Origin of the sequence: Devosia psychrophila (assembly GCF_000971275.1) — a bacterium.
Taxonomy (GTDB): domain Bacteria; phylum Pseudomonadota; class Alphaproteobacteria; order Rhizobiales; family Devosiaceae; genus Devosia; species Devosia psychrophila.
The window spans coordinates 13,967-35,911 of the sequence record NZ_LAPV01000008.1; the positions used below are offsets into that span (position 1 = coordinate 13,967).

Genomic DNA, 21,945 nt, shown 5'->3' on the forward strand with positions numbered 1-21,945 from the left:
GGAGACACCATGCCCGCCCGCATTTCCCGCGCCACCTATGCCGACATGTATGGCCCCACCACCGGCGATCGCGTGCGCCTGGCCGATACCGAACTGTTCATCGAGGTGGAGAAGGACTTCACGACCTATGGCGAAGAGGTGAAATTCGGCGGCGGCAAGGTGATCCGCGATGGCATGGGCCAGTCGCAGCGCACCCGCGCCGAGGGCGCCGTCGATACCGTCATCACCAATGCATTGGTCGTCGACGTGACCGGCATCTACAAGGCCGATGTCGCCCTCAAGGACGGCAGGATCGCGGGCATCGGCAAGGCGGGCAATCCTGACACGCAGTCTGGCGTCACCATCATCATTGGCCCATCGACCGAAATCATCGCGGGCGAAGGCCGCATTCTCACCGCCGGCGCCATGGACGCGCATATCCACTTCATCGCACCCCAGCAGATCGAAGAATCGCTGATGAGCGGCGTCACCACCATGCTTGGTGGCGGCACCGGTCCGGCTCATGGCACCCTGGCCACCACCTGCACCGGCGCCTGGCACATCCAGCGCATGATCGAGAGCTTCGACGGCTTCCCGATGAACCTGGCATTGGCCGGCAAGGGCAATGCCAGCCGCCCCGCCCCACTGGTCGAAATGATCCTGGCCGGCGCCTCCTGCCTCAAGCTGCACGAAGATTGGGGTACCACGCCCGCCGCCATCGACAACTGCCTCTCCGTTGCCGACGACTACGACGTGCAGGTGATGATCCACACCGACACGCTCAATGAATCGGGCTTTGTCGAAGATACCATCGGCGCTTTCAAGGGCCGTACCATCCACGCCTTCCACACCGAAGGCGCCGGCGGCGGCCACGCTCCCGATATCCTCAAGGTCGCCGGCCTGCCCAACGTCATCCCATCCTCGACCAATCCAACCCGCCCCTACACGGTCAACACCATCGCCGAGCATCTCGACATGCTGATGGTCTGCCACCACCTTTCCCCAAACATTCCCGAAGACGTCGCTTTCGCCGAAAGCCGCATCCGCAAGGAAACCATCGCGGCCGAGGACATCCTGCACGACATGGGCGCACTCTCGGTCATCTCCTCCGACAGCCAGGCAATGGGCCGCGTCGGCGAAGTGCTGATCCGCTGCTGGCAGACCGCCGACAAGATGAAAAAGCAGCGCGGCAAGCTACCCCAGGAAACCGGCGACAACGACAATTTCCGGGTCAAGCGATACATCGCCAAATACACCATTAACCCGGCGATCGCCCACGGCATGAGCCAGCACATCGGCTCGATCGAAGTGGGCAAGCGCGCCGACCTTGTGCTCTGGAACCCGGCCTTCTTCGGCGTTAAGCCCGAGATGATCCTGCTCGGTGGCTCCATCGCCGCAGCCCCGATGGGCGACCCCAACGCTTCGATCCCAACACCGCAGCCGATGCATTATCGGCCGATGTTCGCCAGCTTTGGCAAACTGCTCACCAATTCGTCGGTCACCTTCGTGTCCCAGGCCGCTTTTGACGACGGCCTCCGCGGCAAACTCGGCGTTGCCAAGCACATGCTGCCGGTGATCAACACCCGTGGCGGCATCGGCAAGCACTCGATGATCCACAATTCGGCCACGCCGGATATCCAGGTCGATCCCGAAACCTACGAAGTGCATGCCGATGGCGAACTGCTCACCTGTGAGCCAGCCACCGTCCTCCCCATGGCGCAGCGCTACTTTTTGTTCTAGTCGAGCTGCATGACCGACACTCCGAAGCTGGCCGACGCCTGGCAACTCCGCCGCGACGGCCAGTTGGAAGACGCCAAGGCGCTCGCCGCCACCATAATACAGCGCGAACCGGACAACGTCGGCGCAATGCGCCTGCTTGCCGCTCTCGCCATGCAGTCAGGCGATCCACTGACCGCCACCCAACACCTCGGCGCCGCGGCTCTGCAGCATGATCCTGCACCAGACTTACTGACCGAGCTCGGCGAGGCGCAACTGGCTAGTGGCGACCCCACCCCGGCGCTCGCCAGCTTCCGACGTGCCCTCGAGCAGCGCCCGCGCGATGCGACTGCCCTCCGCGGCCTCGCCCAAAGCCATCAGCTGCTCGGCAATCATCCCGAAGCTCTCGCCGGTTTCCGGGCCGCCCTGGCTGTGCTGCCCTATGACAAATACGCCGCCCACATGGTGGCCGCTCTGTCCGGTGCCGACGCCGCCGCCTCGGCCAATTACATCGCCGACCTGTTCGATACCTATGCCGAGACCTTCGACAGCCACCTGACCGAGATGCTGGGCTACCAGACACCAGGCTACATCCGCGACGTTGTAGCGCCCTACCCGCTCACAACCTTGCTCGATCTCGGCTGCGGCACCGGCCTCGTTGGTGCAGCCCTAATCGACCGCATCCCCACCATGGACGGCGTGGATCTCTCGGCGCAAATGATCCGTAAGTCCCGCGAGCGCGACATCTACCGCCACCTTCGCGTCGGCGACATCACGACCATCATCGAGACGGACCCTGCCCTGTCCGGACCGTACGATCTCGTCACCGCTGGCGACGTCTTCGTCTATCTGGGTGATCTCGCAGCCGTCTTTGCCGCTGTTACGACGGTGCTTGCACCGGAGGGCCTCTTTGCCTTCTCGGTTGAAGCCGCGCCAGACCATGAAATAACACTGCGCACCAACGGCCGCTATGCCCACTCGACCCGCTATATTGCTGGCCTGGCGACCACCCTCTCGTTCCGTACCGTCGAACGGCAAGACATGACGCTCCGACAGGAGCGCAACCAGCCCGTGTTGGGCACGCTTTACCTGCTGCAGCGCTCATAAACGCCTCTTGTTGCCAAGTCACGAAAGCGCCAATACTGCAGCGCGGCAGTGAGCCGCAAAATATGGGGCTTTAGTCATGATCTACGTTCTTGCGATACTTATCGGTATTACGGCAGGCCTACGTGCGATGACGCCGCTGGCGGCCATCAGCTGGGGAGCATATCTCGGCTGGATCGATCTCAGCGCCACTCCGGCCGCATTCCTTGGCAACATCATCGCCGTCATCATCACCACGCTTCTGGCCATCGGCGAACTGGTGACTGACCAGCTGCCGCAGACCCCTAGTCGCAAGATGCCGATGCAGTTCGGCGCCCGTATTGTCCTCGGCGCGCTGACCGGCGCCCTGCTGATGCCCGGCAGCTGGATCATCGGCGCCCTGCTCGGCGCTGTCGGCGCCATCATCGGCACCTTGGCCGGCGCAGAAGTCCGCGCCTACCTCGCCAAATCGTTTGGCCGCGACCTGCCTGCTGCCCTGATCGAGGACGTTTTGGCCGTCGTCCTCGCTTTCATCGTCGTCTATCTCGCCTGATGCCGGAAGCAGGCGAGCCGTCGACGCGGCTGCCTGCCGTTCATCATCACTTTGCCATACGACTCGCGCAATCTGCAGCGCATCAGGGAGCCCAGACATGACACGCACGATTTTCGTCATGGCCATTGCCGCCATGCTGCTGCCAAACACTGCCATCGCGGCCCAGACTTCGCTGCAGATCGAACTCAATACCGCGCGTGATTTCGAGCGCCACGTCATGACCTATGACTGCGCCACCGAAACCCCGGTCACCGTCACCTATATCAATGCCGCACCAAACTTCTTGGCGTTGGTCCCCGTCGCCGAGGAACCCGAAGAACTGGTCTTCGCCTCTGTCGTCGCCGCCTCGGGCGTGCGTTATGTTTCCGGCAAATGGGCGTGGTGGACACGGGGCTCCGACGCCAGCCTCTACGACACGACGCTTGGTGAAAATGCCGACGCCGTGCTTACCTGCTCGGAGTTTATTAACACCCCGTAGCGTCCATGGATCAACTTTCGCCGACCGAACTCTTCCCCCATGTCCGCATTGTCATGGGCATGATCATCGGCTTGGGCATCACCCGCCTGCTGATGACAGTGGCTGGGCTGATCCAGCATCCACACCGTGCCAAATTCTCGTCCATCCACCTGCTGTGGGTGGTGTCGATCCTCGTCGAGCTCGTGCTGTTCTGGTGGTGGGAGTTTGCGCTCTACCGGCTTGAGCACTGGACCTTCGGCATCACGCTGTTTCTCATCGTCTATGCAGTGACGTTATTCCTGCTGGCAGCCCTGCTCTCGCCTGACAACGTTGCGGAATACGATGGCTACGAGGACTTTTTCCTCAAGCGCCGCCGCTGGTTCTTCGGCCTGTTCGCCGCAACCTTCGCACTCGATAGCATAGACAGCCTGATCAAGGGCGGCGCCTATTGGGAACGTTTCGGCCTGGATTATTACATCCAGGTGCCCCTCGGGCTAATCCTCTGTATCATCGCCATTCGCTCCTCCAACCGCTGGGTCCATCTAGCGGCTGTTGTTTTGCATCTGGCCTATCAGGCCTATTGGATCAGCCGATTTTTCTATACGGTGATCTGACGACCACAGAGACCATTATCAAGCCATGCTGCGCGCCGTATCCATCCTCCCGCCTGATCATGGCCGGGGTATTGCCTATGACAGTGTCACCCTCGAACATACCGAGCGACGCCTTCGCCGCAAATTGCTGCGCCTTGCCGGTGGCGACGATGTCATGGTCGATTTTCCGCAGACGCTGACGCTCGAACACGGCAGCGCCCTCGAGCTCGAAGATGGCCGTTATGTCGGCATCATCGCCGCCGAAGAACTGCTGTACGACGTGCGCGGCCGCGATACGGCCCATCTAGTCCGCCTTGCATGGCATATCGGCAATCGCCACACCTCGGCGCAGCTTGAAGCCACCCGCATCCTGATCAAGCGCGATCACGTGCTCAAGACCATGCTGGAAGGCCTCGGCGCCACCATCGAAAACGTCTCCGAGCCCTTCTATGCCGAGCACGGCGCCTATCACAGCCACGCCGATAGCGGCCACGCGCTCCTCGCGCGATGAGCCATAATCGCGACCTGCAAAAGCTGCTGACCTGGCTGTCGCCGGCCTTCCCCGTCGGCGCGTTCGCCTGGTCCGCTGGCATGGAATCCGCAATTCACGCCCGAACCGTGCATGACCGGGCCACCACCGAGGACTGGATTTCCGGCGCCCTCAACCAGGGCAGCCTGCGCACCGACGGCATCCTGTTCGCCCATGCCCACCGCGCGGCCACAGACCCATCGGCCTTGCGCGATCTCGCCGATCTCTGCCTCGCCTTGACCCCCGCCCGCGAGCGCCACGACGAAACCACCATCACCGGCCACGCCTTCGCCACGGCCGCCAAAGCCTGGCCGACACCGGTCCTCGCCAACCTACCCGACCCTTGCCCTTATCCCGTCGCGGTCGGGGCAATCGCCGGGGGCCATGCAATCGACCTGGAAGCCGCCCTGCTGGCCTACCTGACCGCGACCATCCACAGTCAGATTTCTGTCGCCGTCCGCCTTATCCCCATCGGCCAGTCCGATGGCCTCGCCATCATAGCCGCGCTTGAAACCGCAATAGCCAGCATGGCTACGATGTGCCAGCATGCCGCACTGGACGATATTGGCGCAGTGGCCTACGCGGCGGATATTGCTCAGATGGCCCACGAAACCCTGACCACGAGAATCTTCCGCTCATGAGCATGCTCATCGCCGCCTTCATGTTCATCATTCTGCTGGCAGTCGCCACAGCGCACCTGCTCTGGTCGATCGGCCGCACCTGGCCAATCCGCGGCGAAAAACTGCTGGCCCAGACCGTGGTGGGCATCGCTAACATTGAGCATATGCCACCCCGTCTGGCCTCATTCGCCATCGCGCTAGCGACGCTCGCCGCCGGCGTACTTGCCATGTCCCTAGCCGACCACGACAGCGGCGGCCTGGCGCTCACCCTCCTCGGCCTGCCGTTCGCCGCAATCTTTCTCGCCCGCGGCATTTTCGGCTACACCGCCTGGTGGGCCGCTAGAACCCCCGAGCCCAATTTCCGGCTCAATGACCGCCGGGTCTATTCGCCCGCCTGCCTGTTCCTCGGCGCAGGCTTCCTCGCCCTCGTCCTCATGAGGCTGCTATGAAATCTCTCAATGGTCCCCTGCGCATCGGCATCGGCGGCCCTGTTGGGTCAGGGAAAACGACCTTGTGCGAAATGCTGCTCAAGGCGATGCGCGACCGCTACTCCATGGCCGTTGTCACCAATGACATCTACACCCGCGAAGACGCGCTGATCCTCGCCCGCGCCCAGGCCATTTCCGAAGACCGCATCGTCGGCGTCGAAACCGGCGGCTGCCCCCACACCGCCATCCGCGAAGACGCCTCGCTCAACCTCGCGGCCATCGACGACCTCAACAAGAAATTCCCAGACCTCGACATCATCCTGATCGAAAGCGGTGGCGACAACCTAGCAGCCACCTTCTCACCCGACCTCGCCGACCTGACGATCTATGTCATCTCAGTCGCGCAGGGCGAAAAAATCCCGCGCAAAGGCGGCCCCGCCATTTCCCGTTCGGACCTGCTGGTCATCACCCACACCGATCTGGCCCCCTACGTAAACGCCAGCCTCGAAGTGATGGAAAGCGACACCCAAAAAGTCCGCGAAGGCCGCCCCTACATTTTCACCGACCTGCTCCGCCGCGAAAGCCTCGACCAGATCATCGCCTACATCGAACACGCTGGCGGCCTGGTTGATGCCCAGGCGGCAGAGTAGCTAGGAAACCGCCCGCACCAGTGCCACCACCGACCGCGGCGTCAGCGTCGCAGTGCCGTCCGCCACGGCGACCTTGCCCATCGCATCCGATTCAATGCCGACCGTCCAACCGCCCTCCGGCAGCCGCGCCACCACTGGCTCAACCCGCCTGTTAAACCACACCAGCACCTCGTCGTCCTTATTGCGCAGATGCATGCCTAGCACCGAAGCGCTCCAGTCGTTCCAGTCACCTTCGTTCATCTCGCGCCCGTCGGGATGCAACCACACCACATCGCGGACGCCATTTTTCTCCTGGCCCGTCAGGAAGTGATCATGCGTCAGCGCCGAGTGCTCCTTGCGGAACTTGCTGACCGCCGCGACGAAATCGACCAGATCGCCGTCGCCGTTTTCCCAGTCTATCCAAGTGATTTCATTGTCCTGCGCATAGGCATTGTTGTTGCCGTGCTGGGTGCGGAACATCTCGTCGCCCTGCTGCAGCAGCGGAATACCGCGCGACAAAAACAACGTGCCCAGTAGTGCCCGCACATCGCGTTTGCGCGCCGCGATTATGCCTTCGTCGTCGGTGTCGCCCTCGGCGCTACAGTTCCACGAGGCATTGTGGTTATGGCCGTCATTATTGTTCTCGCCATTGGCCTCGTTATGCTTTTTCTCGTAGCTCACCAGGTCGCGCAGCGTAAAACCGTCGTGCACCGCCAGCATGTTGACGCCATGACTCGGCTTGCGGCCCGAATTATCGAATATCTCCGCCGACCCAGCCACCTTACCCGCCAGCGCACCGATCTTGCCATTTTCGCCACGCCAGAACTCGCGAATCTCGTCGCGATAGGTGTCGTTGTGTTCCCTGAATTCCTTGCCGAACTGCCCAAGAGCATAGCCACCCGGACCCGGATCCCACGGTTCCGCCACCAGAATACACTGGCTCAAAACCGGATCGGATTTGATCTTCTGCAGCATTTGCGCATTGGCATTGAAGCCCGGATCGCGGCCCAGCACGGTCGCCAGATCAAACCGGAAACCCGAAACGCCCATTTCCTCGACCCAGTAGCGCAGCGAGTCGATCACCAGCCTTTGCGTCGCCGGATGGTCGCAGCGCAGCGTATTGCCAGTGCCGGTATCGTTGACCAACTGCTGCTTTCCATCGACTTCGACGAAGCGATAGTAGGTCTTGGCGTCCAGCCCCATCAGGCTCAGCATCGGCCCATTGGCATCGCTTTCCCCGGTGTGATTATAGACCACGTCGAGGATCACCGAGATGCCGTTCTTGCGATACAGGTCCGTCATGTTCCGCAATTCCTGCGGCCCGCGCGGCGCCAGCCGCGGGTCAATCGCCGAATAGACCACCGGATTATAGCCCCAGGCATTGGTCAGCCCGAGCACCGGCAAATGCCCCTCGTCGATCCACGCCGCCGTCGGCATCAACTGCAGCGTATCGACACCGATATACTTGAGGTGGTCGATCACGCGCTGCGTCGTCAGCCCCGCAATGGTGCCGCGCAACGGCCCCTGCACGCTGGGGTGACGCATGGTGTAGCCACGCACATTCATCTCGTAGAACAATCCGGGCGCCTTCTTGCGCGGCAGGATATCCTCATTGCCCATCTCGCCCACGATCGCCTTGGGGATCAGTGGCGCCGTATCCACCGCCTCGCTGCGGTCCAGCCGCAAGCGTGGCGAGCGGACGAACACCCGATCCAGCCGCTTGGCATAGGGATCGACCAGCAGCTTCATCGGGTCAAAGAAATACCCCTGATCCGGATCATATGGCCCATCGGCCCGCAGCCCATAGCGCGTGCCCGCACCAAGGCCAGAGATCAGCCCGGCGCGAATATGCTCCTGATGCACGTCCAGCTCGAACCGGTCCGTCTCCTCGTCCTGCTCGTCATAGATCGACACCCAGATATTGGTGGCGCTTTCCGAATAGACGGCGAAGTTCACACCCTCGGCCGTAACGGTCGCGCCGAGCTTTTCGATACTGCCCCCATTGGGGACCAGCGTAGGAGTCATGGATATTCCGATATTAGGTGATGACGCTGGGCTCAGTACGCCCGGTGCGCTGCTTGATCCCGACCAACTCGTCAGCCAGTTCAATCAATGGCTCAAGCGCCGATTGTGTCTCGAGATCGTGCCGTCCATCCGCCGCTTCATAGCGTTCAAGATACAGCCGCAGTGTAGCACCAACCGTACCCGTACCCGATAGCCGAACGACAATCCGCGACCCATCGGCAAACCCGATGCGAATGCCCTGCTTGGCGCTGGTCGAGCCATCTACCGGGTCGTGATAGGTGAAATCGTCCGCATAGGCCACCTGCAGGTCGTCGCCAAACGTCTTGCCCGGCAACGCAGTCAATTGCGCCCGCAGGTCATCCACCAGCTTGCCGGCAATCTCAGCATCGACCTCTTCATAGTCGTGCCGCGTATAATAATTGCGCCCATAGGTCGACCAATGCTCGCGCACAATCTCGTCGACGCTCTGCTTGCGAGCGGCAATGATGTTCAGCCACAGCAGCACGGCCCACAGGCCATCCTTCTCGCGCACATGGTCCGAGCCCGTTCCGGCACTTTCCTCGCCGCAGATCGTCACCCGGCCCGCATCCAGCAGATTGCCAAAAAACTTCCATCCCGTCGGCGTCTCATGCATCTCGATGCCGAGCTTTTCCGCCACCCGATCCGCCGCCGCACTGGTCGGCATCGATCGCGCAATGCCCGCGATGCCGCGCTTATAGCCCGGTGCCAGATGCGCATTGGCCGCCAGCAGTGCCAGCGAATCCGATGGCGTCACAAAGCGGTTCTTGCCGATGATCAGGTTTCGGTCGCCATCGCCATCCGAAGCCGCGCCGAAGTCCGGCCCTTCCGGCGTCATCAGCAGGTCGAACATGTCCTTGCAATAAACCAGGTTCGGATCGGGATGCCCGTTGTTGAACGTCGGCGACGGCGTTCCGTTGATCACAGTGCCCTTCGGCGCCCCTAGAATGCCTTCAAGTATCGCATGCGCATAAGGCCCGGTCACGGCCGACATCGCGTCGAATGTCATTGTAAACCCGCCCGCAAACATCGCCTTGATCGCGCCGAAATCGAACAGCGTCTGCATCAGCGCCGCATAGTCGGCTACCGGATCGATCACCTCGACCACCATGTCGCCAACCGTCTGCGTGCCGATAGCACCGAGATCTATATCAGCAGCCTCGATGTTCTTGTAACTATCGATCACCTTGGTCCGGTCATAGACCGCATCGGTGATCTTCTCCGGCGCCGGCCCGCCATTGCCGATATTATACTTGATACCGAAATCGCCTTCCGGCCCGCCCGGATTATGGCTCGCCGACAGCACCAGCCCGCCAAATGCCTTATAGTGGCGGATCACGTGGCTGGCCGCTGGCGTCGACAGAATCCCGCCCTGCCCAACCAGCACTTTGCCAAAGCCATTGGCTGCCGCGATGCGGATCGCCTTCTGGATCGCCACATCATTGTAGAACCGCCCATCGCCGCCGATCACCAGCGTCTGCCCGGCAAAACCATCCAGGCTGTCAAAAATCGCCTGGATGTAGTTCTCGACGTAGTTGGGCTGCTGATACACCGTCACCCGCTTGCGCAGGCCCGACGTGCCGGGCTTCTGGTCGCCATAGGGCGTCGTCTTAATTGTCTGGATCGTCATTGCTCTTGAGCCCGGTAATGGAGGCGTAGAGATCGGCATAGCGCGCTGCGCTCGTCTCCCAGGAGACGTCCGATTTCATGCCCCGCCGTTGGATTTTCTTCCAGAGTTTGTCGTCGCTGTACAAGCGCACCGCCTTGCGGATTGCCTCATATACGGCATGAGCGCTGTTCGGATCGAACACTATGCCCGTCGCCACCTCCGCCGCGATTGCCGCCGGATTGGCGTCGATCACCGTATCCGCCAACCCACCGATGCGGCTTACCACCGGCACGCAACCATAGCGCAGCCCGTAAAGCTGGGTCAGCCCGCAGGGCTCGAACCGCGATGGGATGATAATAGCGTCGCAGCCTCCTTGCATCAGGTGACTTAGCGCCTCGTCATACCCGTTTGAGATGGCAACCTTGCCTGGATGCCGCGCCGTCATATGACGGAAGCCATCTTCAAGATAGCCCTCGCCCGAACCCAGCACCACAAGCCGTCCGCCGAGATCGACCAGCCCGCCCACAGCCTGCAACAGCAGGTCCATGCCTTTTTGATCGGTCAACCGGCTGATGACGCAGAACAGGGGCCCGTCTGTCCCATCCAGCTCGAATTTCTCGGCCACCGCTCGCTTGTTGGCCGCGCGGCCCTGCATCGTATTGGCAGTAAACGTCTTCGCCAAAGCCTTGTCGGTCGCGGGATCCCAGGCGTCGGTATCGATGCCGTTGAGAATGCCCGTCACCGTATCGGCACGTCCGTTCAGCAGCCCTTCCAACCCCATGCCGAATTCCGGAGTGCGGATTTCATCGGCATAATTTGGGCTGACCGTCGTGACGTAGTCAGCGCATTCCATGCCCGACTTGAGATAGGAAATCCCGCCATAATATTCCACGCCACCGACGCCAAAGGCATGCGGCGGCAGCCGCAGCTGGCTGAAAATCTCCGAGCCAAAGAACCCCTTGAACGCAAGGTTGTGGATCGTCATTACCGTCTTCACATGGGAAGCGGGGCCATATTTTATATAGGCTGGCGCAAGGCCCGCTTGCCAGTCGTGGCAATGCACTACTTGCGGGTGATAACCATCGACCATCCCCATGCCCAGTTCAGCCGCAACCCAGCCAAGCGCGGCAAAGCGCTTCCAGTTGTCCGGCCAGTCCCACCCGTCGGGGCTCACATAGGGGTTGCCCGGCCGGTCATAAAGCGCGGGCGCATCGATCACGATGACGTCCAGCCCCTCGACCCGCGCGGCTATCAGCTTGCCCGGCACGCCGAACAGGTCACCCAGTTCCTTGACCACCCGGCCACCGCTGAGCTTGGCCATTACGCTCGGATAGCCCGGCACCAGCGTGCGCATGGTCACGCCATGCGACGTCAGCGAGCCAGGCAGGGCGCCCGCCACATCGGCGAGCCCCCCGGTCTTGATAAGCGGATAAACCTCGGATGCAACCGAGAGAACTTCGATCATCGGCCTGCCAGATACTTGTTGATCATTGCCTGGGTAACCAGGGTCACCCCTTCATCGCTGCGACGGAACCACTTGGCGTCGAATTCGGGATCCTCGCCAACAACGAGCCCTTCCGGAATATTCACGCCACGGTCGATCACTACCTTCTTGAGCCGCGCGTTCCGCCCGATGTCGCAATAAGGCAGCACCACGGCCTCATCCAGTACCGAATAGGAATGCACGCGGCTGCCGGTCGAAAGCAGAGTCTTTTGCAGGTGCCCGCCCGAAATTATGCAGTCGCCCGACACCAGCGAGTTCACCGCCGAGCCGCGACGTCCGTCGAAATCATGCACAAACTTGGCCGGTGGCGTGATCTCCGCATAGGTCCAGATCGGCCAGTCGCGGTCATAAAGGTCAAGCTGCGGCTTGATATCGGTCAGGTCGATCGACGCCTTCCAATAGGCATCGATCGTGCCCACGTCGCGCCAGTAGCTGACCTCTTCATTGCTCGAGCGCACGCAGGAGCGTGGGAAGCGATGTGCCCAGGCCGTGCCATTCTTGACGATGTAGGGAATGATGTCCTTGCCAAAATCGCGGCTGGAGCCTTCCGTGGCTGCGTCGCGACGCAGTTGTTCCATCAGGAACCGCGTCTCGAACACATAGATACCCATCGAGGCCAGCGCCATGTCCGGCTTGTCCGGAATGGCGGGCGGGTCTTTGGGCTTCTCGACGAAATCCACCACGCGGTCGCGCCCGTCGACATGCATAACGCCAAAGCCAACCGCTTCCATGCGCGGCACTTCGAGGCAACCGATGGTCACGTCCGCGCCGGTGTCCACATGCTGGCGGAGCATGATTTCATAGTCCATCTTGTAGATGTGGTCGCCTGCCAGGATGACGATATAGCGCGCGCCCGAATCCTCGATGATGTCCATGTTCTGGTACACGGCATCGGCCGTGCCGGCATACCACATGTCCTCGCGCACGCGCTGCGAAGCGGGCAGCACGTCAAAGCTTTCGTTGCGCTCCGGCCGCAGGAAGTTCCAGCCGCGCGACAGATGGCGGATCAGGCTGTGCGCCTGATACTGCGTCGCCACGGAAATGCGACGAATGCCGGAATTGATCGCGTTGGAGAGTGCAAAGTCGATGATGCGCGATTTGCCGCCGAAATACACCGCCGGCTTAGCGCGCCGGTCGGTCAATTCCATCAGGCGTGTCCCTCGCCCACCGGCCAGCACATAGGCCATGGCCTCACGAGCCAGAGGCGATGGTACTCTGTAGTCTGCCATATTCTAACCCTCCACTACTGCCCGTTACCCGGGACTAATGCACCCTTCCGGCTCACGCCGGCTCGTATTTCAAGAACAGCGTCGACAGCGGCGGCAGGTAGATTTCTGCTTCCGCCGGCCAATGCCCACCCTCAACCGCATAGGCCTCCACTGCGCCCTGGTTTCCGGTGTTGGAGCCTGCATACCAGCCCGCATCGGTATTGATCCGCTCCACCCATTTGCCGGCCAGCGGCATGGGTATCTTGTAACCACTGCGCGGAACCGGCGTGAGATTAGACACCACCAGGATCGGATCGCTGCCCGGCGCCTTGCGCAGCCATGCAAATACCGAATTGGCGTGATCGTTGCCGATCACCCATTCGAAACCGTCCGGCTCGTTGTCCCGATCATGCAGAGAAGGCAGTTCGCGATACGCTAGGTTGAGGTCGGCCACGAGCCGCCGCACGCCTTCATGCATGCCGGCATCAAGCAGATACCAGTCCAGCGACTTGGCTTCCGCCCATTCCTCGCGCTGTGCGAACTCCTGCCCCATGAACAGCAGCTTCTTGCCGGGGAAACCCCACATGAAGGCATAGTACGCCCGCAGGTTGGCAAACTTCTGCCAGTCGTCACCCGGCATTTTTTCCAGCAGTGACTTCTTGCCATGCACCACTTCGTCATGGCTCAGCGGCAGCACGAAATTCTCGCTGAACGCATAGACCGCGCCAAACGTCATGTCGTTGTGGTGATACTTGCGATGCACTGCCTCGCGGCTCATGAACCGCAGCGTGTCGTTCATGAAGCCCATGTTCCACTTGAAGCCGAAGCCCAGCCCGCCCCCATCCACGGGCGCACTGACGCCCTGCCACGATGTGGATTCCTCGGCGATCATGAACGTGCCCGGATGCAACCGATAGGTTTCCGAATTGACTCGCTTCAGGAATTCGACAGCGTCCAGATTCTGGTTGCCACCAAACTTGTTGGGCACCCACTCGCCCTGCTGCCGCGAATAATCGAGATACAGCATCGACGCCACGGCATCGACGCGCAGCCCGTCGATATGGAATTTTTCCAGCCAGTACAGCGCGTTGTTTACGAGGAAGCTCACCACTTCCTTGCGCCCGAAATTGTAGATCGCGGTATTCCAGTCAGGGTGATAGCCCTGCCGCGGATCGGCATGTTCATAAAGAGCTGTGCCATCGAAATTGGCCAGGCCATGCGCATCGGTCGGGAAATGCGCCGGCACCCAGTCAAGGATCACGCCAAGCCCGGCCTCGTGTGCAGCATCGACGAAGCGCGCAAACGCCGCCGGGTCGCCGTGCCGTGCCGTCGGCGCATACATGCCCGTCGGCTGATAACCCCAGCTCGGATCGAACGGATGCTCGGTAATCGGCAATAGCTCGATATGGGTGTACCCCATGTCCGCCGCATAGGGCACGAGCTGGTCGGCCAACTGGTCATAGCTCAGGAACCCGCCATCCGGCTTGCGCCGCCAGCTTCCGAGATGCACTTCATAGATCGACATCGGCGTCCGCCGCCAATCGCGGCTGGTCCGCTCCTCGATGTACTTTTCGTCGGTCCACACGAATGGCGTCGGATCGGGCACGACCGAAGCTGTCTTCGGCCGCATTTCCGCCTGCCGCGCAAACGGGTCGGCCTTCAGCGGCAGCACCACGCCATCGGGTCCGACAATCTCGTACTTGTAGAGCGTGCCCGTGCCCAGCACCGGAATGAACACCTCCCAAACGCCCGTTTCGAGGCGATTGCGCATCGGGTTGCGCCGCCCGTCCCACTCGTTGAACGGACCGACCACGCTGACGCGCTGAGCATTGGGCGCCCACACCGCAAAATGGGTGCCGTGAATGCCCTCGAATTCCATCTCATGGGCGCCGAGCTTGTCGAACAGCCGCAGGTGGTTGCCCTCACCCATATAGTAGTCGTCCATCGGGCCCAGCACCGGCCCGAACGAATAGGCGTCATAGACGTCCCATTCGCCACCGGGATTCTTGGCCCGATAGCGGATTGGCTGCCGCGCTGCGATCGAGACTTTGCCCTCGAAAAAACCACTCGGATGACGCGGGATCAGGTGACCGAGCTCCACACCGTCCAACGTAAATGCGCTGACGCTATCGGCATGCGGAATAAACGCACGCAGCACCCACTGTCCGGCAACCTCATGCAGTCCCAGAAAGGCGAACGGGTTCGCATGGCGGCCATCGACCACCGCTTCCACTTCCCGCGAGTCTGCTTGCCAGTCTTCCTTGGTCACAGGTACGTCCCCCCGAAAGCGACGGCGGCGCTACAGCCGCGTCGCCTGAATTGTAAAATGGACGGGGCGGTCTTGCCTGCCGGCCTCCGTCCCTTGCTTAGTTTGCGCCGGGCGTAACACCCCAGATATCCTTGGCATACTGCCGGATCGTGCGATCCGATGAGAAGAAGCCCACCCGCGCCGTGTTGCGAATAGCCATGGCATTCCAGCGCGCCTTGTCGTGCCAGATCACATCGACCTCAGCCTGAGCGGCAACATAAGCGTCGAAATCGCGCGCCACCATGAACCAGTCATGCTCGTAAATCCCGCCGATCAACGCGCTATAGCGGTTCGGATCATCTGGAGAGAATACCCCTGAAGAAATCGACTCCAGCGCTTCCTTGAGCCTTGGTGACGCATCGACCATCGCCTGTGGCAGCTCGTTCTTGGAACGCTTGTCGTTCACCTCGTCGGTCGTCAGGCCGAAAATCACGATGTTGTCCGGCCCTACTTCCTTGTGCATCTCGACGTTGGCACCATCCATGGTGCCGATGGTGATGGCACCATTGGCCATGAACTTCATGTTGCCAGTGCCCGATGCTTCCATACCAGCTGTCGAAATTTGCTCGCTGAGGTCGGCGGCGGGAACAATCACTTCTGCCAGGCTCACGTTATAATTTGGCAGGAACACTACCTTGAGCAATCCACGCACTGCCGGGTCGTTGTTGATGACTTTGGCGACGTCGTTTATCAACTTAATGATGAGCTTGGCGTTCCAGTACCCCGGAGCCGCCTTGCCTGCGAAAATTTTAACGCGCGGCGCCCAATCTCGTTCTGGATGCGCGCGAATTTCATCATATAGCGCAACGGCTTGGATAATATTGAGTAACTGGCGCTTGTATTCGTGGATGCGCTTGATTTGAACGTCGAACATGGCATCGGCGGACACTGTGATGCCCAGCCGATCCTTGATCAGTTTGGCCAGCTTCTGCTTGTTGGCCTGTTTCACCGCCGCAAACTGGCCTTGGAAGGTCGGATCATCGGCATGCGCGTTAAGCCCCTGCAGCAGGTCGATATCGTCCAAAAACCCCGGCCCGATCCGATCGCTGATCAGCTTTGTCAGCTCTGGATTGCACTGCATCAACCAGCGACGTGGTGTAATGCCATTGGTCTTGTTGTTGATGCGCTCTGGATAGAGCTTGTGCAGGTCCGAAAACACCGTCTGCTTCATCAGTTCGGTATGCAGCGCCGACACGCCATTGATCGAATGCGAACCGACGAAGGCAAGCTGCCCCATCCGCACGCGCCGGCCACCGGCCTCATCGATCAGCGACACATTGGCAATCTGCGCATCGGTAAACTTCGCGCGCACCCGCGCATCGGTCAGCACCTCGGCGTTAATCTGGTAGATGATCTGCATGTGGCGAGGCAACAGCCGCTCCATCAGCGAAACTGGCCAGCTTTCCAGTGCCTCAGGCAGCAGCGTATGATTGGTGTAGCCGAACACACCCTTGGACAGTTGCCACGCTTCGGCCCACTTGAGCCCGTTGTCGTCGATCAAGATACGCATCAGCTCGCATATCGAAATCGCCGGATGCGTGTCATTGAGGTGGATAGCCACCTTGTCTGGCAGCGACCCAAGGTCGCCATATTGCTGCAGGTGACGCCGAACGATGTCCTGCAGCGATGCCGACGAGAAGAAGAACTCCTGCCGTAGCCGCAATTCCTGGCCCGCCGCCGTGGAGTCCGCCGGATACAGCACCCGGGTGATCGCCTCAGCCCGCGAGCTTTCCTCCAGCGCGCCGATGTGGTCGCCGGAGTTGAACTTGTCGAGCAGGATCGGATCGATCGGCTGCGCGCTCCACAGCCGCAACGTATTCACACGTGCGCCGCGCCAGCCGACGATTGGCGTGTCATAGGCCACCGCGAGCACATGATCGTTTGGCCGCCATTCCTGACGCGTCGTGCCATCGGGGTCCGTCACCGGCTCCACATGGCCACCGAAACCGACTTCATAGGCGCTTTCGCGACGCTCGAATTCCCAGGGATTGCCGTGTGCCAGCCATTCCTCAGGCAATTCGACCTGCCAGCCCTCGCTCATTTCCTGGCGGAACAGCCCATGCACATAGCGAATGCCATAGCCATAAGCCGGAATTTTCACCGACGACATCGACTCGAGGAAACACGCCGCCAGCCGGCCAAGACCACCATTGCCCAGCGCCGCATCGGGCTCCAGATTGATCAGGTCGCCCAGATCGACATTGAGGTTCTTGAGCGCTGCGCGCATCGGGTCCATCAGCCCGACATTGCTCATCGCATCGCGCATCAGGCGCCCGATGAGGAATTCGAGGCTGAGGTAATAAACGCGCTTGTTCGACGAGCGCCAGGTCTCGCGGGATGACTCCATCCAGCGGTCCATGACTCGGTCGCGCACGGCAAGAATCGTTGCCGCAAGCCAGTCATGCTGGCGTGCAACAATCGGGTCTTTGCCGACGGAATAGATCAGCCTTTCCAGGATTTCGGCCTGGATGGCCTCAACGGTAGTGGCGCGTGGCTCCGGCGTAGGGGCGTCGTAAACGATCGGCTGTTGCGGCATTTCGCAATCCAGATTTCATGACGATGTATTCCCCTCAGAAACTTCAGTCTTGCACTTAAATTGTGCAGGCGAAAGCCCCATTGAGAGGAGCGGCTATGCAGGCTACGCGGGTTGGGTACTCTTGGTTACTGCTTCCTCTGCGGCTTCTTCTGCTACGATCACGCCGCCCTCGCGGGCCTGCTCTTCGGCGTTGCTGATCAGCAGATGGCTTCCGGCAATCATCTGCCCACCGCCCACCATCTGCAGGTCGAAACGCTGCCGATCCCGGTCGCGCACACCCTCGACGACTTCCTCGGCCTCTTCCGCGCTTGCACCCAAAATCCGGATCACTTGCCCACCGAAAGTCAGCGCCGATTCGAGCACTTCGCGCATCTGATAATCGACACCGGCTTTGATCAGCTCGATGGCATGGCCACGATCGAAGGCGCGCGCCATAACCTTAACCAGCGGAAACTCGTCCCGCACCAGTTCGGCAATTCGCGTCGTCTGCTCTTTCTTGTCCGTACAGATAAGGATGATGCTGGCTTTGTCGGCTCCAGCGGCACGAAGAATATCAAGCCGTGTACCATCCCCATAATACACTTTGAAGCCGATGCGGGCGGCGGCCCGGATCATGTCGGTGTCGTTGTCGATGATCGACACTGAATGATGCATCGCCAGCAGCGGCTGCGACGCGATCTGCCCAAACCGGCCAAAGCCGATCAGCAGCACCTTGGCCGTCAGGTCCGCGACCTCTTCGACGCCATCCATCGATGGCGCTTCCTTCTTCGGCGTCACGTAACGCAGGCCGATGATAAAGAACGGCGTCAGCACCATCGAAACAATTACCGTCGCCGTAAAAATCGCATTGGTCGGCCCGTCGATAATTCCAGCCGAAACCGCCGTGGTATACAGCACGAAGGCAAATTCGCCGCCCTGCCCCATCAGCACCGCCCGCTCCAGCGCCTCCCGATGGCTTGACTTCAGCAGCCGCGCGATGATGTAAATCGCCCCCGCCTTGACCAGCATATAGGCCACCACGCTCATCGCGATGATCTGCCAGTTGTCGCCGACGATCCCCAGATCGAGCGACATCCCGACCGCCAGGAAAAACAGCCCAAGCAATATCCCGCGGAACGGCTCGACGTCAGCCTCCAACTGACGCCGGAACGTCGACGTAGACAGCAACACACCTGCGAGAAACGCGCCCATAGCCATCGACAACCCGCTCGCCTGAAACAGCAATGCCGCTCCAAGCACCACGAGTAGCGCTGCCGCCGTCATCACTTCGCGCAGCTTGCTCGAAGCCAGCAGCGCGAACAGCGGGTTCATGATCCGCCGGCCGACGAAAATCAGCAGCAACACCGCCCCAATCGGCGCCGCGATACTCAACACGCGGGTCACGATACCCACATCGCCGCCACTCGATGGCGCCAGGATCGCCACCACCGCTAGCAGAGGTACGATCGCCAAATCTTCCAGCAACAAAATCGACACCATGCGCTGCCCGCTATCGGTCGATAGCTCGCCCCGCTCGCCCAAGATTTGCATGACGATGGCCGTCGAGGTCAGCACAAACCCCATGCCGAAGATAAACGCCACCACCGGCGCAAAGCCCAGCAATACGCCGACACCCGTCAGCAACGCCCCACAGGCACCGACCTGGATCACACCCAGCCCGAAAATCTGCTTGCGCAGCGCCCACAGCTTGGCCGGCTCCATTTCGAGACCAATGATAAAGAGGAACATCACAACGCCAAGCTCGGCCGTGGTCAGCACCGATTCGGGATCGTTGATCAGCCCGATACCCGATGGCCCGAGCAACAGGCCCGCCGCCAGATAGCCCAGCACCGAGCCGAGTCCCAGCCGCTTGAACAGCGGAACGCCAATGACAGCGGCGCCCAGCAGCGCCACCACCGGCACCAGATCGACACCATGCGCGGCGGCCTCGGCTACATGTCCAACCACTTCACCCGCCACAACAAACCCCGCGCTCAGATCAAGTCCGGAGTCTTTCGTCCCTGCACGAAGCCGTCAAGTGCGTCTCTGGTCATAGGTGCTTCCTGCTAACGAGCAGAATTTATGCCCCGCGAGTCGGCCTGCTCGTTTCGACGCTTCGGGCCAGTGAAAGTCTTATTTAGCCCAGTCGACCACCCACCGATAAGCCGCTAGTGTGCCGACAAATTCGCCTGCAATTCTAGCGCCCAAGGCACTTCCATGTCCCGCAAGATCATCATCGATACCGACCCAGGCCAGGACGACGCGGTCGCCATACTACTGGCGCTCGCCTCTCCCGAAGAACTCGAAGTGCTGGGCGTCGTAGCCGTAGCAGGCAATGTGGGCCTGCATCACAATGCAAACAACGCCCGCAAGGTGGTTGAACTTGCCGGCAGGCGCGACATCCATGTCTATGCCGGTTGCGCCCGCCCGATGCGCCGCCACCTCGTCACCGCCGAACACGTACACGGCGAAACCGGTCTCGACGGCCCGGACCTGCCCGATCCCACCATTCCGCTGCAAACCCAGCACGGCGTCGACTATATCGTCGATACGCTGATGGCCGCAGAACCCGGCACCATCACGCTCTGCACACTCGGCCCGCTGACCAATATCGCCATGGCCCTGATCAAACAGCCCGCCATTGCCGAGCGGATCAAGGAAATCGTCATGATGGGCGGCGCCTATTTCGAAGTCGGCAACATCACGCCTGCCGCCGAATTCAATATCTATGTCGATCCCGAAGCCGCCGATGTGGTGCTGCGCTCCGGCGTCCCGATCACCATGCTGCCGCTCGATGTCACGCATCAGATTCAGTCGACCCCCCAGCGCCTTGCCGCCATCAAGGCCATCGGCAACAAGTCCGGCGAGGCCGTCCACGCCATGCTGACCTTCTCGGAAACCTTCGACCTCCAGAAATACGGCTGGTCCGGCGCCCCCCTGCATGACCCCACCGTCATCGCCTACCTGCTGCAGCCCGACCTGTTCACCGGACGCCACTGCAACGTCACCATCGAGACCGCCAGCGAACTCACCGTCGGCATGACCGTCACCGACTACTGGCACGTCACCGGCAAAGTAAAAAACGTCAACTACCTCCGCAACGGCAACGCCGAAGGGTTCTACAAGCTGCTGACCGAGCGGCTGGCCCGCCTGCCTTGACCTCCTTCTCCCACGGGCTCGACCCGAGGGCCACTCTCCACACGGCACAAGTGGTGAATGAGCCTCGGATCAAGTCCGAGGGAAAACCGTGTTTGCGGTAGTTTAAGCGTCCAAGGCCCAACCATTGCGCGCCTTGGCAAACTCATCCCCGAAGCCTAGTGTTCGCCTCCCAATCCGAGACCCGACGCCATGGAACCCTTCACCCTCCTGACCTTCACCATCGCCTATGCCATCGCAGTGCTCGTGCCCGGCCCCGGCGTCGCGGCCGTGGTTGCACGTGCGCTGGGTGGCGGCTTCAAGGGTGCCTTCCCCATGGTGTTGGGTATTCTGGCTGGTGATCTGGTGTATTTCGTCTTTGCGGTGTTCGGCCTTGCCGCCATCGCCACTTACTTCGGCCCGATCTTCGTCGTTGTCCGCTGGGTTGGCGCTGCCTATCTTCTGTACATCGCCTACAAGTTCTGGACCGCCCGCCCCGGCTCCGAACAGATGAAGCCAAAGAACGAGGATTGGCTGAAGACTTTCCTGGCCGGCTTTTCGCTGACCATGGGCAATCCCAAGACCATCGTCTTCTACCTGGCCATCCTGCCCACGGTCATCCCGCTCGACCAGATGAACCCCGTCGCCTTCGCCGAGCTGACCTTCATCGTGGTCGTGGTCCTGCTGATCATCGGCTGCGGCTATGCATGGCTGGCATCCGCTGCCCGCGAAATGTTCCAGAGCGAACGCGCCCTCGGTCGCCTCAACAAGACTGCCGGCGCCATGATGGCTACCGCCGCCGGCCTCGTGCTGTTTCAGCACTAGCTGCGCGGCGAATAGGTCTCGAGCAGCCACGCAATTACCTTCGTCCGGTCAGCCAGTTCCGGCTGTTCCGCTGGCCGCGCAAAGCCATGCCGCGACAGGGCAGCCGTCAGGGCGATAAGCCGGTTCTGCGGGTTGATGACGGTGAGCGTGCTATCGGCAATTTGGCCCGCGAGGGTCTTGGACAAGCGTTTTGTCACGACGGCTCCATTCT

Annotated in this window: 19 protein-coding genes; 11 read left to right on the forward strand and 8 right to left on the reverse strand. The window is 61.1% G+C overall.

Annotation, left to right across the window (positions count from 1 at the left end; all coding sequences use genetic code 11):
- Positions 1-9: 9 nt before the first annotated feature.
- The 9 genes from ureC (at position 10) to ureG (ending at position 6,608) form a co-directional block, all read left to right on the forward strand.
- Positions 10-1,719, forward strand: coding sequence for an urease subunit alpha (gene ureC / locus WH91_RS00195; RefSeq protein ID WP_046168989.1), 1,710 nt, complete (start codon positions 10-12; stop codon positions 1,717-1,719).
- 9 nt (positions 1,720-1,728) lie between these two features.
- Entirely contained in the window at positions 1,729-2,802 is a 1,074-nt protein-coding gene (locus WH91_RS00200) for a methyltransferase (RefSeq protein WP_052952489.1), read from the forward strand.
- A 76-nt stretch (positions 2,803-2,878) separates the two neighbouring features.
- On the forward strand, positions 2,879-3,331 hold the full coding sequence (locus tag WH91_RS00205) for a DUF4126 family protein (protein WP_046168990.1): 453 nt from the start codon (positions 2,879-2,881) through the stop codon (positions 3,329-3,331).
- A gap of 97 nt (positions 3,332-3,428) precedes the next feature.
- Positions 3,429-3,809 (forward strand): MliC family protein, encoded by a 381-nt coding sequence (locus WH91_RS00210; protein WP_046168991.1) that lies wholly within the window; start codon positions 3,429-3,431, stop codon positions 3,807-3,809.
- A 5-nt stretch (positions 3,810-3,814) separates the two neighbouring features.
- A complete protein-coding gene (locus WH91_RS00215) occupies positions 3,815-4,402 on the forward strand; it encodes a hypothetical protein (RefSeq protein ID WP_046168992.1) in 588 nt (195 codons plus the stop codon).
- Between the two features lie 25 nt (positions 4,403-4,427).
- On the forward strand, positions 4,428-4,892 hold the full coding sequence (locus WH91_RS00220; RefSeq protein ID WP_046168993.1) for an urease accessory protein UreE: 465 nt from the start codon (positions 4,428-4,430) through the stop codon (positions 4,890-4,892).
- On the forward strand, positions 4,889-5,551 hold the full coding sequence (locus WH91_RS00225) for an urease accessory protein UreF (RefSeq protein WP_046168994.1): 663 nt from the start codon (positions 4,889-4,891) through the stop codon (positions 5,549-5,551). Before WH91_RS00220 ends, WH91_RS00225 begins: the two co-directional genes overlap by 4 nt.
- On the forward strand, positions 5,548-5,979 hold the full coding sequence (locus WH91_RS00230) for a DUF3995 domain-containing protein (protein WP_052952490.1): 432 nt from the start codon (positions 5,548-5,550) through the stop codon (positions 5,977-5,979). The genes WH91_RS00225 and WH91_RS00230 overlap by 4 nt, the downstream gene beginning before the upstream one ends.
- On the forward strand, positions 5,976-6,608 hold the full coding sequence (ureG, locus tag WH91_RS00235; RefSeq protein ID WP_046168995.1) for an urease accessory protein UreG: 633 nt from the start codon (positions 5,976-5,978) through the stop codon (positions 6,606-6,608). The genes WH91_RS00230 and ureG overlap by 4 nt, the downstream gene beginning before the upstream one ends.
- Here ureG and glgX read toward each other — a convergent pair whose 3' ends face one another.
- The 7 genes from glgX to WH91_RS00270 form a co-directional block, all read right to left on the reverse strand.
- On the reverse strand, positions 6,609-8,612 hold the full coding sequence (gene glgX / locus WH91_RS00240) for a glycogen debranching protein GlgX (protein WP_046168996.1): 2,004 nt from the start codon (positions 8,610-8,612) through the stop codon (positions 6,609-6,611).
- A gap of 13 nt (positions 8,613-8,625) precedes the next feature.
- A complete protein-coding gene (locus tag WH91_RS00245; RefSeq protein WP_046168997.1) occupies positions 8,626-10,260 on the reverse strand; it encodes an alpha-D-glucose phosphate-specific phosphoglucomutase in 1,635 nt (544 codons plus the stop codon).
- Entirely contained in the window at positions 10,241-11,701 is a 1,461-nt protein-coding gene (gene glgA, locus WH91_RS00250; RefSeq protein ID WP_046169024.1) for a glycogen synthase GlgA, read from the reverse strand. Before glgA ends, WH91_RS00245 begins: the two co-directional genes overlap by 20 nt.
- Entirely contained in the window at positions 11,701-12,972 is a 1,272-nt protein-coding gene (gene glgC, locus WH91_RS00255) for a glucose-1-phosphate adenylyltransferase (RefSeq protein ID WP_046168998.1), read from the reverse strand. The genes glgA and glgC overlap by 1 nt, the downstream gene beginning before the upstream one ends.
- A 52-nt stretch (positions 12,973-13,024) precedes the next feature.
- Positions 13,025-15,220, reverse strand: a complete 2,196-nt coding sequence (gene glgB, locus WH91_RS00260; RefSeq protein WP_046168999.1) for a 1,4-alpha-glucan branching protein GlgB — start codon at positions 15,218-15,220, stop codon at positions 13,025-13,027.
- A 97-nt stretch (positions 15,221-15,317) separates the two neighbouring features.
- Positions 15,318-17,795 (reverse strand): glycogen/starch/alpha-glucan phosphorylase, encoded by a 2,478-nt coding sequence (locus WH91_RS00265; RefSeq protein WP_046169000.1) that lies wholly within the window; start codon positions 17,793-17,795, stop codon positions 15,318-15,320.
- Positions 17,796-17,897: 102 nt separating this feature from the next.
- Positions 17,898-19,742 (reverse strand): monovalent cation:proton antiporter-2 (CPA2) family protein, encoded by a 1,845-nt coding sequence (locus tag WH91_RS00270; RefSeq protein WP_046169025.1) that lies wholly within the window; start codon positions 19,740-19,742, stop codon positions 17,898-17,900.
- Positions 19,743-19,991: 249 nt separating this feature from the next.
- Between WH91_RS00270 and WH91_RS00275 the strand changes: the two genes are divergently transcribed.
- Together WH91_RS00275 and WH91_RS00280 are read left to right on the forward strand one after the other, a co-directional pair.
- The gene (locus WH91_RS00275) at positions 19,992-20,933 is read left to right on the forward strand and encodes a nucleoside hydrolase (protein ID WP_046169001.1); all 942 of its coding nucleotides are present in this window, start codon (positions 19,992-19,994) and stop codon (positions 20,931-20,933) included.
- Between the two features lie 189 nt (positions 20,934-21,122).
- Complete coding sequence (locus WH91_RS00280) at positions 21,123-21,734, forward strand: LysE family translocator (RefSeq protein WP_046169002.1); 612 nt, start codon at positions 21,123-21,125, stop codon at positions 21,732-21,734.
- On the opposite strand, the gene WH91_RS00285 is transcribed toward WH91_RS00280, so the two are convergent.
- Positions 21,731-21,931: a hypothetical protein gene (locus tag WH91_RS00285; RefSeq protein WP_143078199.1), complete on the reverse strand. Its 201-nt coding sequence runs from the start codon at positions 21,929-21,931 to the stop codon at positions 21,731-21,733. The two genes, WH91_RS00280 and WH91_RS00285, sit on opposite strands and share 4 nt — an antisense overlap.
- Positions 21,932-21,945: the final 14 nt, after the last annotated feature.

Excerpts from the sequence above, each read along its gene's own strand:
- ureC (WP_046168989.1), top strand. The coding sequence starts at position 10 with ATGCCCGCCCGCATTTCCCGCGCCACCTATGCCGACATGTATGGCCCC.
- WH91_RS00200 (WP_052952489.1), top strand. The coding sequence starts at position 1,729 with ATGACCGACACTCCGAAGCTGGCCGACGCCTGGCAACTCCGCCGCGAC.
- WH91_RS00205 (WP_046168990.1), top strand. The coding sequence starts at position 2,879 with ATGATCTACGTTCTTGCGATACTTATCGGTATTACGGCAGGCCTACGT.
- WH91_RS00210 (WP_046168991.1), top strand. The coding sequence starts at position 3,429 with ATGACACGCACGATTTTCGTCATGGCCATTGCCGCCATGCTGCTGCCA.
- WH91_RS00215 (WP_046168992.1), top strand. The coding sequence starts at position 3,815 with ATGGATCAACTTTCGCCGACCGAACTCTTCCCCCATGTCCGCATTGTC.
- WH91_RS00220 (WP_046168993.1), top strand. The coding sequence starts at position 4,428 with ATGCTGCGCGCCGTATCCATCCTCCCGCCTGATCATGGCCGGGGTATT.
- WH91_RS00225 (WP_046168994.1), top strand. The coding sequence starts at position 4,889 with ATGAGCCATAATCGCGACCTGCAAAAGCTGCTGACCTGGCTGTCGCCG.
- WH91_RS00230 (WP_052952490.1), top strand. The coding sequence starts at position 5,548 with ATGAGCATGCTCATCGCCGCCTTCATGTTCATCATTCTGCTGGCAGTC.
- ureG (WP_046168995.1), top strand. The coding sequence starts at position 5,976 with ATGAAATCTCTCAATGGTCCCCTGCGCATCGGCATCGGCGGCCCTGTT.
- glgX (WP_046168996.1), bottom strand. The coding sequence starts at position 8,612 with ATGACTCCTACGCTGGTCCCCAATGGGGGCAGTATCGAAAAGCTCGGC.
- WH91_RS00245 (WP_046168997.1), bottom strand. The coding sequence starts at position 10,260 with ATGACGATCCAGACAATTAAGACGACGCCCTATGGCGACCAGAAGCCC.
- glgC (WP_046168998.1), bottom strand. The coding sequence starts at position 12,972 with ATGGCAGACTACAGAGTACCATCGCCTCTGGCTCGTGAGGCCATGGCC.
- WH91_RS00265 (WP_046169000.1), bottom strand. The coding sequence starts at position 17,795 with ATGCCGCAACAGCCGATCGTTTACGACGCCCCTACGCCGGAGCCACGC.
- WH91_RS00275 (WP_046169001.1), top strand. The coding sequence starts at position 19,992 with ATGTCCCGCAAGATCATCATCGATACCGACCCAGGCCAGGACGACGCG.
- WH91_RS00280 (WP_046169002.1), top strand. The coding sequence starts at position 21,123 with ATGGAACCCTTCACCCTCCTGACCTTCACCATCGCCTATGCCATCGCA.